This is a genomic window from Nonomuraea sp. CA-143628, from assembly GCF_050942315.1.
GTDB lineage: Bacteria > Actinomycetota > Actinomycetes > Streptosporangiales > Streptosporangiaceae > Nonomuraea.
Map to the genome: position 1 here is coordinate 115,302 of NZ_CP192072.1, position 12,669 is coordinate 127,970.

General features: G+C 68.5%; 16 protein-coding genes. 9 read left to right on the forward strand and 7 right to left on the reverse strand.

From position 1 onward, the window contains the following. Positions 1 to 66: 66 nt before the first annotated feature. Positions 67 to 753: a C39 family peptidase gene (locus ACQP2T_RS00575; RefSeq protein WP_433514237.1), complete on the forward strand. Its 687-nt coding sequence runs from the start codon at positions 67 to 69 to the stop codon at positions 751 to 753. A gap of 33 nt (positions 754 to 786) precedes the next feature. Here the strand turns inward: ACQP2T_RS00575 and ACQP2T_RS00580 are convergent, their stop codons facing one another. Further along, entirely contained in the window at positions 787 to 1,041 is a 255-nt protein-coding gene (locus ACQP2T_RS00580) for a hypothetical protein (protein ID WP_357938325.1), read from the reverse strand. Positions 1,042 to 1,313: 272 nt separating this feature from the next. Between ACQP2T_RS00580 and ACQP2T_RS00585 the strand changes: the two genes are divergently transcribed. Next, entirely contained in the window at positions 1,314 to 2,042 is a 729-nt protein-coding gene (locus ACQP2T_RS00585) for a GNAT family N-acetyltransferase (RefSeq protein ID WP_433514238.1), read from the forward strand. Then, positions 2,039 to 3,031, forward strand: a complete 993-nt coding sequence (locus ACQP2T_RS00590; protein ID WP_433514239.1) for a lysophospholipid acyltransferase family protein — start codon at positions 2,039 to 2,041, stop codon at positions 3,029 to 3,031. The genes ACQP2T_RS00585 and ACQP2T_RS00590 overlap by 4 nt, the downstream gene beginning before the upstream one ends. A gap of 81 nt (positions 3,032 to 3,112) precedes the next feature. Here ACQP2T_RS00590 and ACQP2T_RS00595 read toward each other — a convergent pair whose 3' ends face one another. After that, positions 3,113 to 3,964 carry a glycerophosphodiester phosphodiesterase gene (locus ACQP2T_RS00595; RefSeq protein ID WP_433514240.1) on the reverse strand — a complete coding sequence of 284 codons (852 nt, stop codon included), beginning with the start codon at positions 3,962 to 3,964 and terminating at the stop codon, positions 3,113 to 3,115. Between the two features lie 359 nt (positions 3,965 to 4,323). On the opposite strand from ACQP2T_RS00595, the gene ACQP2T_RS00600 reads away from it, so the two are divergent. The 4 genes from ACQP2T_RS00600 (at position 4,324) to ACQP2T_RS00615 (ending at position 6,680) form a co-directional block, all read left to right on the forward strand. Then, positions 4,324 to 5,130, forward strand: coding sequence for an MBL fold metallo-hydrolase (locus ACQP2T_RS00600; RefSeq protein WP_433514241.1), 807 nt, complete (start codon positions 4,324 to 4,326; stop codon positions 5,128 to 5,130). 72 nt (positions 5,131 to 5,202) lie between these two features. After that, a complete protein-coding gene (locus tag ACQP2T_RS00605) occupies positions 5,203 to 5,802 on the forward strand; it encodes a PadR family transcriptional regulator (RefSeq protein WP_433514242.1) in 600 nt (199 codons plus the stop codon). Positions 5,803 to 5,913: 111 nt separating this feature from the next. Next, positions 5,914 to 6,291: an SgcJ/EcaC family oxidoreductase gene (locus ACQP2T_RS00610; RefSeq protein ID WP_433514243.1), complete on the forward strand. Its 378-nt coding sequence runs from the start codon at positions 5,914 to 5,916 to the stop codon at positions 6,289 to 6,291. Beyond that, positions 6,288 to 6,680 (forward strand): hypothetical protein, encoded by a 393-nt coding sequence (locus ACQP2T_RS00615; protein ID WP_433514244.1) that lies wholly within the window; start codon positions 6,288 to 6,290, stop codon positions 6,678 to 6,680. The genes ACQP2T_RS00610 and ACQP2T_RS00615 overlap by 4 nt, the downstream gene beginning before the upstream one ends. A 111-nt stretch (positions 6,681 to 6,791) precedes the next feature. On the opposite strand, the gene ACQP2T_RS00620 is transcribed toward ACQP2T_RS00615, so the two are convergent. Genes ACQP2T_RS00620 through ACQP2T_RS00630 form a run of 3 tightly spaced genes read right to left on the reverse strand, consistent with a single transcriptional unit; the run spans position 6,792 to position 9,395 of the window. Further along, the gene (locus ACQP2T_RS00620; RefSeq protein WP_433514245.1) at positions 6,792 to 7,181 is read right to left on the reverse strand and encodes a Rieske (2Fe-2S) protein; all 390 of its coding nucleotides are present in this window, start codon (positions 7,179 to 7,181) and stop codon (positions 6,792 to 6,794) included. 37 nt (positions 7,182 to 7,218) lie between these two features. Then, positions 7,219 to 8,727, reverse strand: a complete 1,509-nt coding sequence (locus ACQP2T_RS00625; RefSeq protein ID WP_433514246.1) for a sensor histidine kinase — start codon at positions 8,725 to 8,727, stop codon at positions 7,219 to 7,221. Next, on the reverse strand, positions 8,724 to 9,395 hold the full coding sequence (locus tag ACQP2T_RS00630; RefSeq protein WP_357938343.1) for a response regulator transcription factor: 672 nt from the start codon (positions 9,393 to 9,395) through the stop codon (positions 8,724 to 8,726). Before ACQP2T_RS00630 ends, ACQP2T_RS00625 begins: the two co-directional genes overlap by 4 nt. Positions 9,396 to 9,518: 123 nt before the next feature. Between ACQP2T_RS00630 and ACQP2T_RS00635 the strand changes: the two genes are divergently transcribed. Beyond that, positions 9,519 to 9,974 carry a hypothetical protein gene (locus ACQP2T_RS00635; RefSeq protein ID WP_433514247.1) on the forward strand — a complete coding sequence of 152 codons (456 nt, stop codon included), beginning with the start codon at positions 9,519 to 9,521 and terminating at the stop codon, positions 9,972 to 9,974. Positions 9,975 to 10,060: 86 nt separating this feature from the next. Here the strand turns inward: ACQP2T_RS00635 and ACQP2T_RS00640 are convergent, their stop codons facing one another. Together ACQP2T_RS00640 and ACQP2T_RS00645 are read right to left on the reverse strand one after the other, a co-directional pair. Next, positions 10,061 to 11,137 (reverse strand): hypothetical protein, encoded by a 1,077-nt coding sequence (locus ACQP2T_RS00640; RefSeq protein WP_433514248.1) that lies wholly within the window; start codon positions 11,135 to 11,137, stop codon positions 10,061 to 10,063. 201 nt (positions 11,138 to 11,338) lie between these two features. Beyond that, complete coding sequence (locus tag ACQP2T_RS00645) at positions 11,339 to 11,755, reverse strand: YtxH domain-containing protein (protein WP_433514249.1); 417 nt, start codon at positions 11,753 to 11,755, stop codon at positions 11,339 to 11,341. Between the two features lie 263 nt (positions 11,756 to 12,018). Here ACQP2T_RS00645 and ACQP2T_RS00650 point away from each other — a divergent pair, with 263 nt between their 5' ends. Continuing rightward, entirely contained in the window at positions 12,019 to 12,555 is a 537-nt protein-coding gene (locus ACQP2T_RS00650; protein WP_433514250.1) for a peptidylprolyl isomerase, read from the forward strand. Positions 12,556 to 12,669: the final 114 nt, after the last annotated feature.

Below are 12,669 nucleotides of genomic sequence, written 5' to 3' on the forward strand. Positions count from 1 at the left end.
GCGCACCATTGGGGCAATCAACTACGGTCCTTGACCACTGTCAGCAGTCATGTGCGGAGTGATCAAGTGAAGAAGTGTAAGACGGGATTCGGCATCGCCCTCACCACGGCAGCGACGGTGGGCGCTCTGCAGTTGACCGCTCTGACACCGGCCTACGCGTCCCCCACCACCCCGGCGACCCCGACACCGTCCCCGAGCCCGACCGCCAGCGCGAAGCCGATGGGGATCTTCACACCCCTCAGCTACACGCTCCCGCTCAAGGGACAGCGGCAGCAGACGAACTACTACTGCGTGCCCGCCTCGTCGTCCATGAGCCTGTCGAGCTTCGGCGTGAACGTCAGCCAGGCCACCCTCGCCAAGAAGATGAAGACCACGACCTCCGGCACCAAGGGCGCGAACGCCGTACCGGTCATCAACGCGTACGTGAAGTCGCGCGGCTACAAGTACACGATCCCTACCGACGCGGACGGCAACCCCAGTGTGCTCATGAGCCGGGTGTCGCAGAACATCGGCGACCTGCGCCGCGCGCCGGTGATCGCCGTGTGGATGGAGCAGCTGCCCTGGAACAAGGGCAAGGTCAAGGGCACCAAGATCGGCCACGCGATCGTCGCCTACGGTTACAACAAGACCAAGGGCACGATCACCGTGTACGACCCGTGGAAGCCGACGGGCGGCTCCCACACCCTCAGCGCCTCGACCCTGGCCAAGGTCATCCAGCCGGGCGGCAACATGTACTACGTCTCCAAGCTCTGAGGTGACGCCGGGCAGGGGCCACGCGCCCCTGCCCTATATGGATTTCACCCAGGAACGAGCCTTGGCCATGGGCATCGCAAGCTCGTCCTGCACGAGCCGTACGGCTTCGTCCTCGTCGCCGCGCACCTTGAGCTGGCGCACGCGACCAGTGATGTCCATGGCCCTCATCGGGTCTGTGTACTTGTGTATGCGCCGCTGCCGCATGACCTTGACCAGCTGCATGACCCAATAGATGAGGAAGCTGAGAAAGAGTCCGGCGAAGATGAGAGAAATCACCGTTTCTAGCACGGATTGATCTTAGGATGCGGCCGCCGCCTCCCACGGGCTCCACACGGGGGATTCGCCCAGCTCGCACGTAAGCTTTGCCTTTCGACGGGGCAGCACAGCGGGCGGCCGACCTGCCGATTCCCTGCTCTCGACCGCCGGAGTCCTGACCCCTCGGCCGTGGTCGTCTACGAGGTTCACCACGCGGACGCCTCGCTGCCCCCGATGGGAGACGTATCCGTCATTTCGGCATGTCGACATGGTCGCGAGACGCTTTCAGGGAAGGACGCCCGCCCATGACGATCTCTCTCACCGGCCGCCCCGCAACCGGCCGCTACACAGTCGGCATGGCCACGAGCGCCGCCGACGTACAGGCCGCGCAACGGCTTCGCCACGAGGTCTTCGTCGAGGAGATGGGGGCACGGCTCGACAGCCCGATCTCCGGTCTCGACGCGGACAGGTTCGACGCGTACTGCGACCACCTCCTTGTTCGCTACGACGACAAAGTGGTCGGCACCTACCGGTTGCTCCCTCCGGGGCGTACGGACCGGCTGTACTCCGACGCCGAATTCGAGCTCCGCAACCTGGCCGTCCTCAGGAAGGACCTGGTCGAGGCGGGCCGCACCTGCGTACATCCCGATCACCGCGCCGGCACGGTGGTCGGCCTGATGTGGGCGGGCATCGCGCGCTACATGGTGAACGGCGGCCACAAGTGGCTGGCGGGTTGCTGCTCGGTACCCCTCGACGACGGGGGCGCGGTCGCGGCCGGGGTCGTCGATCGGGTGCCGCTGGGCCCGGCGGAGTACCGCGTGACGCCGCGCGACCCGTGGCGGATCAAGGGCGCCGCCCGTTCCGACCGGTTCGTACCGCCTGCGCTGCTCCGCGGCTACCTGCGGCTGGGCTCCTGGGTGTGCGGGGCGCCCGCGCATGACCGTGACTTCGGCACCGCCGACTTCTTCGTCCTGCTCTCGATGGCCAACGTCAACGCCCGCTACTTGCGGCACTTCCTGGGAGAACCGCGGTGACCGGCACCGCGGCCGGCCCGGTGGAGATCAACCCCTGGCTCCGCATGGGACCGTGCACTCCCGACGACTGTGTGGAGCCCCCCGCCGCCCTCGCCGGTCCCCTCCACCGGGTGGCGCGGCTCCTCGCGGCCGTCCTCGTGCTGCTCGCGGGCCTCTCGATCGCCCTGGCGACTCGCCGAGCCGGTACGGCCTGGCGAGCGGAGATCACGAGGACGTGGGCACGGCTGCTGCTGCGCGCCCTCGGCATCAGAGTCAGAACCACGGCCGACGTCGCTTTCTACACCGAACCACAGCCCGCGCCGACCGCGCCAAACGCACGAAGCGCGCCGACCGCCCCGGGACAGGGAGGCGCGCTTCTCGTGGCCAACCATGTCTCCTGGCTCGACCCGCTGGTCATGGCGGCCACGGTCCCGTCACGGCCGCTGGCGAAGCGGGAGATCGGCGAGTGGCCGCTCATCCGTACGCTGGCCGCGGGCTCGGGCGTGCTGTTCATCGACAGGGAACGACTCTCCGCCCTGCCGTTGGCCGTCGCCACGGTCACGAACGCCCTCAAAGCGGGCGACACCGTGATCGCGTTCCCCGAGGGTACGACGTGGTGCGGGCGTGGGATGGGGGAGTTCCGGCCGGCCGTGTTCCAGGCGGCGATCGACGCGGGCGCCGCCGTACGCCCGGCCACACTGCGCTACCGCGAGGGAGACTCGACGTCGACCCGCTGCTGCTTTGTCGGAGACGACTCGCTTCTCGCCTCCCTCCTGCGGGTGACGGCGACCCGCCACCTGGTCGCCGAGGTCACCCTCTTCGCTCCCGTACGGCTCGCGCCCACCGGACAGCGGCGGCACGAGGCACGCGCCACGCTGGCCAGGATCGCCGAGGCCCAGGTACGCGCCGGCGTCGTCGAGCACCACGAGGAACGCGCAGAGCAGCGCGAGGAACGCGCCGACGCGTGCGTTCCTGGGCGGCGCCGTGAGATGGCGCCACTGTCGCCATGACATGCGCCTGATACCGCTGCGAAGTGGGCACCGACCCCAGAGTTGCCCGTCGTCACAGGACGACGGGCAACCAGGGGCGTCCTATCGAGCCAGGGACGCGAGGGTGTCCGGCTTGTTGGTGATGATGCCGTCCACCTCATAGCCGATCAGCCGACGCATGACGTCGGGGTCGTCCACCGTCCAGGCGAAGACCGCCATCCCCAGGCTGTGGACGCGCCGCACGTACTGCTCGGTGATGTTGCCGTACGGCGGGTTGATGTGGGTGGCGTAGGCCGCCACCCTCGGCAGGTCCGCCATGGCCGGCGTGCCGAGCAGGCCGATGGGCACCTGGGGCATGGCGCGGTGGAACGTACGCATCGAGGCCCAGCTGAACGACTGCACGACCAGCCGGCCGGAGCTCAGCCATGAGGCGTTCTTCCGCAGCTCGTCGGCGACCCGATTCTCGATGCCCGGGTAGAGCTCCGGTGCCTTGATCTCCAGGAGCAGGCTGAGGCCGCTGCCGTCCATCTCGCTCAGAGTCTCTCCGAGGGTCGGTACGGGCTCGCCGTCGTACTTGGCGGCGAACCACGAGCCCGCGTCCAGCCGCTTGATCTCCGCGAGCGTGAAGTCGCCGACCCGCCAGGGCGCCCGGTCGGGGAAGACCTTCTCGACGTCCGTGGTGCGGGACAGTGTCGTGTCGTGCATCAGGATGAGCTTGTGGTCCTTGGTCTCCTGAACGTCGAGCTCGAACGCGTCTGCGCCCAGCTTGTCGGCCAGCTGGAACGCGGTGATGGTGTTCTCGGGCGCGTCCGCGGAGGCTCCGCGATGCGCGACGACCGTGGCCTGGGGGGCTTCGAAGTAGATCGCCGATGACGGGGTGGCGGTCGCTGTGGGGGCTACGGTGGCGAGGGCGGCGAGGGACGTGGCGATGATGGCTCCGAGTCGGGGGAACATGGGGGCTCCTCTGGCTTGGGAAGGCAGCCGACAAACCGAACTTGACAACCACGTGTGACGCGGAGTTGAGGGGAGAGCAACCCACTGATGCCAGGCAGATGAGCATTGAGGACATTGGCTGTCCGGGTCAGCCGCCCCCGCCCACGACGCGCTCCTGACGCTCCACTGATTGCCCTATGTCATCGGTCGAGCACGTGTCGTAACGAAGCCTTCCCCGTTCGACGGCCCGCCACGCGCGGCCGTCCTGTCCCCGAGCCGGTACGGATCTTCGGTGTAGATCACGACCTGAAACGCATATGGCCTGTTGCGATCGTAAGTAGAGTTCTGGCAGGGTCCCACGGGAGATTCAGGATCGAGCGATGAACGAGCAGTGGCGGGAAATCGGCGACCGGGTCTATGTCCGGCGCCATGAGTCCTTCGACATGAACGTCGGTCTGATCGTCGGTGACGACCACTGCCTGGTGCTGGACACCCGCGTGTCCCACCGGGAGGCCGCCGACCTGATCGAGGCGATCAAACGGGTCACCACCAGCCCGTGGACGGTCGTCAACACCCACTCCCACTTCGACCACTACTTCGGCAACGCGATGTTCCTGCCGGGCGAGATCTGGAGTCACTCCAGGTGCGCCGAGGAGATCGAGCTGTACGGCGAGGAGCAGCGGGCCAAGTGGATCGAGCGCCTGCCCGAAGACCGGCGGGCGGAGCTGGAAGAGGTGGAGATCGTCGCGCCCGACCACACGTTCACCTCGACGGCCACGCTCGACATCGGCGGCCGGATCGTGCACCTGCGTCATTTCGGCCTGGGCCACAGCAGCAACGACATCGTGGCGCACGTACCCGACGCCGGGGTGGTGTTCGCCGGTGACCTGATCGAAGAGGGCGCCCCGCCGGCCTTCGGCGACTCCTACCCGCTCGACTGGCCCGCCACGGTGGCCGCGATGCTGACCGAGCTGCCCGAGCGGGTGATCGTGCCGGGGCACGGCGCGGTGGTCGACCGCGCCTTCGCCGTCGCCCAGCAGGCCGAGCTGGTCGCCGTGGCGGAGCTCGCCACGCGGGCGCACGTGGAGGGGCTGCGTGACCTGATCACCCGGTTCCCCTATCCCGAGGACGTCGCCAGGCAGGCCATCGAACGGGCCTTCCTGCAGCTCGACAGCCAACTGGCCTGACCGTCGCGCACCAGGCTGGACAGCCGTACCGTCGTTTTCTATAGTGCATATTGCAATATAGAAGGAGGCATCATGGCACGACGCCACGACCTGGTAGGGCTGACCGTGCTCGCCATGCTCTCGGTACGTGCCAGCCACCCCTATGAGCTGCACCGCTTCATCGTCGACACGCACAAGGACTACGTGACCGGGCTGCCGCGCAGCCTCTACCACGCGGTCGAGCGGCTGGCGAAGGACGAGTTGATCGTGCCGACGAAGACCGACCGCGAAGGCCGCCGGCCCGAGCGGACTGTCTACGAGATCACCGAGGAGGGCCGCCAAGAGCTGGCGACGAGGCTGCGCAGGATGCTGGAGCAGCCGGATGCCGACCGGCGCACGCTGGTGGCCGCCGTCTCCCTGATCGGCGCGCTGCAGGTGCCCGACGCCAAGCGGGCGCTGCGCACGCGTACGGCCTCCATCGAGGGGACGATCAGCGGCATCGAGGCGCACCGGCGGGCGATGGCGGAGAACGGCCTGCCGGAGATCCTCATGCTCGAGATGGAGTGTGAGCAGGCCCTCTACACGGCCGAGCTGGCCTGGTTGCGCAGTGTGCTCGACCGGCTGGACAAGGGCGAGCTCGACTGGTCGGGCACGGTCAAGCAGTCGCTGATGGAGCAAGTGCTGGAAAGTTGAGTGGCCGCCGGGGTGCGCCAACACCCCAGCGGCCGGAAATCCGAACAAGGCGCCTGCCCTGTCCAGGACTCGCAGTCTCAGGATAGGCGCCGCGACAACAGGAGCAGTGCCATGTCCACTGAGATCAGAGACCTCCTCGCCAGGCTCGCCGAAGCCTGGAACGCCGGCGACGCGGCGGCCTACGCCGCGCTGTTCACCGAGGACGCCGACTACATCACCTTCTTCGGCCTGCACCTCCAGGGCCGGGAGGCCATCGAGGTCGCCCACCGGCAGCTCTTCCAGAATCCGATCAAGCTGACCGGAGGCGGCGGCGAGCCCATCGTCAAGCCGCTGGGAGACGGCGTCGCGCTGGTGATCTCCGGTGGCGGCTCGACCGTCGACGGGCGCCCCGACCCGAGCCGCGACTCGATCGTCACCTTCACCGCCGTCAGCACGCCCGGCGGCTGGCGCTTCGCCTCGTTCCAGAACACCCGGGTGCGCACGCCATGAGGAAGTCCCTGCTCGTCGAGGTGTCGGGGGTGGTCGAGGCGCCACCTGAGCGGGTACTCGAGGCGCTGGTCAACCGTGATCCGCTGGTCAAAGGCGAGGGCCGGTTCACCGTCGAAGACTTACCGGGTCACACCCTGACCGTCGAGGTCACCGACCGTTCGATCGCCTACCAGGGCGGCTGGTGGTACCGGGGCGAATGGTCGCTGGACGGGCACCCGCAGGGCACGCTCGTCGTCCATCGGGTGTACAACGTCGCGGAGTGGCTGCGGTGGGCGGTACCGCTGGCGAACCGGTTCTTCATCGGCTTCGACCAGGCGACACGCGAGGGGTTCACCGAGCGGCTCGCTCAGTTAGGAGGAGACTTGGGGTGCTCCGCGCACCTCACTTAGGCCGCTGATCATCGCTGAGCGTAGACGCCGGCAACCCCACGGGAGCCGTCGGCGTCTACGCCCGAGCCGGTTTCGAGATCTATCAGCGCGTCACGATGTACGCGCCGCCGATCACGCCAGCCTGATCTTGCCCTTCACCAGCTTGATCTTCTTCTTGGCGAGCGGCCGCTTGGCCGGACCTTGTACCACCGCACCCGTCAGGGCGCTGAACTGGCTGCCGTGGCACGGACAGTGGATCTTGCCTCCACTCACGCTCGCCACCGTGCAGCCCTGATGGGTGCAGATGGCGCTGAAGCACTTGAAGACGCCCTTCGACGGATGGGTGATCACGTACTTGCCACTGACGATCTTGCCTTTGCCGACCGGGATGCTCTTGGCGCTGGCCAGGACCGGACCGGCGGCCTCCTCTTCGGCCTCGGCGGGTCGCGCCCACAGGAAAACGGCTCCTGCTGCGCCTGCGGCGGCGCCACCTCGGGTGATCAGTGCACGGCGTGTGAGCATGATTGCCTCCTTCAACTAACCACACGATGAGAAGTGGCTAGTGGTTCAGGGGAAATCTTGCGATAAATCCACCTTCTTCGGCGAGCAGTGTTCCGCCGTGCAGCAGCGCGATGTCCCGCGCGATCGGCAACCCGAGCCCGGCCCCGCCGACATCCCTGGCCCGCGCCTCGTCCAGCCTGGTGAACCGGTCGAACACCGCCTCACGCTGCCCCACCGGAATCCCCGGCCCGTCGTCGAGCACCTGGAGCACGGCCTGGCCGTCCTCCTGGCGTACCCGCACTCGTACGACCGCCGCGGCGTGCCGTACCGCGTTGTCGACCAGGTTGGTCACCAGGCGGGCCAGGTGCGCCCGCGAGCCCTGGAAGACGACGTCAGGCTCGACGTCCAGCTCCATCCGCAGCTCGGGCCGCCGCTTGATACGCAGCGACTCCTCCGCCGCCACCTGGCCGAGGTCGAGGTCGCTCGTACGCAGCGGCTCACCCGCGTCGAGCTTGGCCAGCAGGAGCAGGTCGGCCGCGAGCGACTGGAGGCGCTCCACGTCGGCGAGCGCCTCGGCGGTCAGCTCGCTCTGCTCGGCCAGCTCCAGCCGGGCCCGCAAGGTGGCGATGGGGCTGCGCAGTTCGTGCGCCGCGTCCGCGACGAACCGTTTGTGCGTCTCGACGGCCGTCTCCAGCCGGTCGAGCGTGCCGTTCACGGTGGTCGCCAGGGCGGCGATCTCGTCGCCCGAGCTGGGCACGGGCACCCGCTGGTGCAGGTCGCGGGCCGTGATGTCGGCCACCTTGGCCCTGATGGCCGCGACCGGGGCGAGCGTACGGCCGACCGAGAACCAGGTCATGCCCGCCACCACGAGCAGCAGCGCGGGCACTCCCGGCAGGAGGGCGCCGTTGAGCGTCTCCAGCGCCTGGTCGGCACCGTAGAGCGAGGCCCTGGCCAAGATCATCCCCGATCCACCGGCCGTCGACACGGGCATGCGCGCGACCGCGAACCCGCTGTCCTGCGCCCAGTCGGTCGCCGCCGGGGTCCCCACTGTCGTGAGCATGATGTCCGGATCGGCGACCCGCAGCGCGAGCGCCGGCTGAACCGCCGACCCGGCCACCAGGTCATCGGAGAGGCGCGCCTGCCCGCCTGCGGTCGGCCCCGCCGTCGGCGCGTCGCTGGAGGTGCGCGCCCATTCGCCCGCGGTCAGCCCTCTTGCCGGCGTGCATCCGGTTGCGGTCGGCCCTCCTGCCGGCGCGTCGCTGGACGGGCGTGCCCGTCCGGCTGTGGCCGGCGTCCCGGAGGCGGGCGTCTGGACGGCTGTGGGCCGGCTGAGTGTGGCGGTCAGGTCGACGGTCTCCGCGTACGGAGCCGCGGCCACGGCCTTCCTGGCCGCCTCCGCGCCCGCGCTGCTCTGCAGGCTGCCCCGCAGCGCCAGCACCAGCACGACCGCCGCCAGCCCCAGCGCCACGGCCACCACCAGCGTCGCCGCCGCGGTCGCGCGCAGCCGTACGGACGCCATCCCCACGGGCAGCCGTCGCAAGGTCAGGGGTCCGCGCCACCAGGTCATGCCGCCTCCAGTCGGTACCCGGCGCCACGCACCGTCACCAAGGTCGTCCTGCCGAACGGTTGGTCGATCTTGCGGCGCAGCGCGCTGATGTACACCTCGACGATGTTCGGATCCCCGTCGTAGGAGAAGTCCCAGGCCTGCGCCAGCAGCTCGCTCTTGGAGACCACCTCGCCGGCCCGCCGCGCCAGCCCGTGGAGCACCGCGAACTCCTTCGGCGTCAGCGCGATCTGCACCTCCCCCCGGCGGCAGCGCAGCCCGGCCGGATCCACGACCAGGTCCCCGACCGTGATCGTCACCGGCCGTTCATGCCCGCCTCTCCGTACGAGAGCCCGCAGCCTGGCCAGCAGCACCACGTACGAGAACGGCTTGGCCAGATAGTCGTCGGCGCCCGTGTCGAGCGCCTCGGCCTCGTCGTAGATGCCGTCCTTGGCGGTGAGCATCATGATCGGCGTCCAGTTGCCGGCCTCGCGCAGCCGTGAGCACACGGTGTAGCCGTTCAGCCTGGGCAGCATCACGTCGAGCACGATCACGTCGTACGTGTTCTCCGAGGCCATCCAGAGCCCGTCGCGCCCGTCATAGGCCACGTCGACGGCGAACCCCTCACCCGCCAGGCCGCCCTTGACCAGATCGGCCAGCCGCTGCTCGTCCTCCACCAGTAGCACTCGCACACCGAACAGGGTCCCGCACCCAACCTAAAGCCAACCTGAAGATCATTTAGGGCGCCTTCAGGATCACTTCAGGTACGGCGGGCCAGGCTCGGGGCATCCGATCGTTTCCAGCAAGGAGATTCCATGTTCAAGCGACGTCTCGCGGTCCTCGGCGCGGTGGGCGTGCTCGTGCTCACAGGCCTGGGCGGATCCGCGATGGCCGACGAGGCTCCGTCGTCCGTCCCGGGTGTCAAGGTGACGTGTACGACGAGCGACGGCAAGACCATCGCGTTCGCCGAGCGGGCGCGCCCCACCAAGGACTTCGTCGCCAAGCCGGGCGAGAAGGCGCCTGAGGGCGGCGTGGCCCTGCGCCTCCGGGACGACCAGACGATCGAGATCGAGTCGCTCCCGGAGGGGGCGATCCCCGAGGGGGCGGTCACGAAGGCGCTCCCGGCCAAGCCCGCTGAGGGGTTCACCGCCGAAGGCGGCGAGCCGGCCGAGGCTGGGAAGACGGGCATCGCCCAGCCGACGGAGGACGGCAGCCTACCGACCAAGACCTTCGCCAAGACGGTCGCCGTCAAGTGCGAGCCGATTAAGTGAGGGCAGCGCCCGCCGTAGCACCGGGGGTGTACGGCGGGCGCGCTCACTCGGACCTGGCGGGTGCGCATCGACGGGGGCGCGCTCACTCACTCCGGGAGCGACGGGTGCGGCCCCAGGGCCCAGTACTCGAACAGGCCGTGACCCACGAGCCCGTCGTACTCGAAGCGCCCCACGGCGTCGACCATCCCCCACATTTTGGACGCGTCGTCGGGCAGCGTGTACGTCACGCCTTGCACGACCGGCTCCGCGCCCTGGTACATCCCATGCTTCCAGTCCGGCTCCAGGCCGTAACCGGTGCCGACCATGAGGTGGACCGGCAGCACAGGGGTGCACCGCACGTCGAACGCCTTGCCGCCGGGAGGCGAGAACGTGATCGTGGCCTCGACGACGTCCCGGGTCCCGGGCGCGTAGACAGGGTGGTACTCGGGCCGGCCCAGATACTCCTCCTCGCGCCCGTCGGACCAGACCCTGGTGGCCTCCTCCAGGACGCGGCGGCCCTTCTCGTCCTCCTGGATGATGCAGAGGATCGCGTGGTCGTCGAACCGCATGGGCGTGTACAACCAGTAGAAGCTGCCCGCGTTCTTCGCCTGGATGCCCGGCGGCTCGGGCTCGCCGACGGGCCTGATGCCCCAGGACCGGTCGCGGGTGCCCTGCCATCGGTCAGGGGTGACGGATATCTCGTCGTCCCCGATGCGGATGTGGCCGGACCAGAGCCCGGTCTGCGCCAGCCGTACGGAGTCGAAGATGACCCGCTCCTGCCAGCGGACGAAGTGCCGTGGCTCGAGCGTCGCCGGGATCGTGCCCTCCCAGGTGAGGTCGAAGGACAGGCCATGCTCGTTGGGCTCCAGGATGATCTGGAGCCGTTTGAGCCCTTCGATGACCTTCACCTGGAACGGGCCGATCTCGGTGTTCATCCGGTCGGTGCCGAGCTCGCGTGAGGCGCGGACGACCCGGTGCAGGTTGTCGTAGCGGACGCAGGCGAAGGCGTCGGTGACGCCCAGGTTGGGGTACTGGCCGGCGCCGACGATCAGCATGAGCTCGTCGGTGCCGGCGTGGCAGTTGAAGTAGTAGCGGTCGTAGAAGTTGCGGTCCGAGGTCGCCACGTGCCGCATGACCTGAGCCGCCTGGTGGATGGGGTAGTCGTCGAGCGGGGACAGCGCCATGCCGCCGGTTGTAGCAAGCGCTTGGTATGGACGTCAACGCCTACGGGCGGAAACACGCCCCCGAACACGCAACCGCCGAACGGCGCCCTCCAGAGACCGCGAAGGGCATCAACGCGAAGCGCGCCCCCAGAGACTCGCGAAGGCCCTCAATGCGAAGCGCGCCCCCCGCTCGATCGAGCGGGGGGCGCGCTTTCGCGCGGATCACGTCATCTTGCGCGATGCCTCATCCGCTTTGTCGGACATCTCGGACGCCATCCTCTCGGTGGCGTCCGCGGTCTTGTCCGCCTTGCCGCTGGCCCACTGCGACGCGTCCGAGGCTGAGTCCTTCATGTGCTCGGTCCACCGCTGGGCGTTGCGCCGGTAGAACAGATAACCGATCGCGCCCACAGCGATACCGGTCAGAAGGATCATCACCGGCATCCCCCGCGACCTGCGCGGGGTCGGGTCGATCCGCTCGGCGGCGTTGACCAGCATGGCGCTGACCTTGGGGGCGAGCTCATCCTCGACCCGATGCGCGACCTCTTCCAGCCTCGGGGCCGCCCAGTAGCGGGCGTCCTCGATGCGATGAGCGGCGACCACCTTGGCCTGGTCCGCCATCACCTTGGCCTGATCCGTCATCGGCGCCATTTGCCGGCCAGTTCTCATGGCCCGGGCCTTCATACGGCCCATCCACGTGGTTGGGACTACGATGACCACGCGGCGATTTTTCAGTGTCAGGGACACAACAACCTCCCCTGCTTGATGGGGCCCCGAGCCTGACCTTCCCGTAGCGAAGCGGCTCAATCATGGCCGTCCGTGGCAGGATGGCTTTTGCGGCCTAACGACCGTGGTCATCAAAATCCACAAAACCAACCTTGTACATAGAGGGGGGCAGCTGTCTCGTGGCCGAGAAGCTGATCGCAAACCTGCAGACAAATCGCGGAAATATCAAGATAGAACTCTTCCCCAACAAGGCGCCCAAGACGGTCCGCAACTTCGTCGAGCTCGCCGAAGGCGGCCGTGAGTGGACCCACCCGGGCACCGGGGAGACGAGCACCGGCCGTTACTACGACGGCACGATCTTCCACCGGGTGATCCCCGGCTTCATGATCCAGGGCGGTGACCCGCTGGGCGAGGGCATCGGCGGCCCGGGCTACGACTTCGACGACGAGATCCACCCGGATCTCTACTTCAACCGCCCTTACCTCCTGGCCATGGCCAACGCCGGCATCCGGTTCGGCAAGGGCACCAACGGCTCGCAGTTCTTCGTCACGGTCGTGCCCACGCCGCATCTCAACGGCAAGCACACCATCTTCGGCGAGGTGATCGAGGGCCAGGACGTCGTCGACGCGATCGCCAAGACGCCGACCGGCCAGCGCGACAAGCCGATCGACGAGGTGGTCCTGGAGTCGGTCACGATCGACCGCGTCCAGAGCTGACCAGACGCATCGTCCGGGGCTGACCTATGTGAGCTGACCAGACGTACCATCCAGGGTTGACCCAGGCGAACCGTCCTGGGCCGCCCAAGGCGCACGGGGCGGGCTGAACACGCC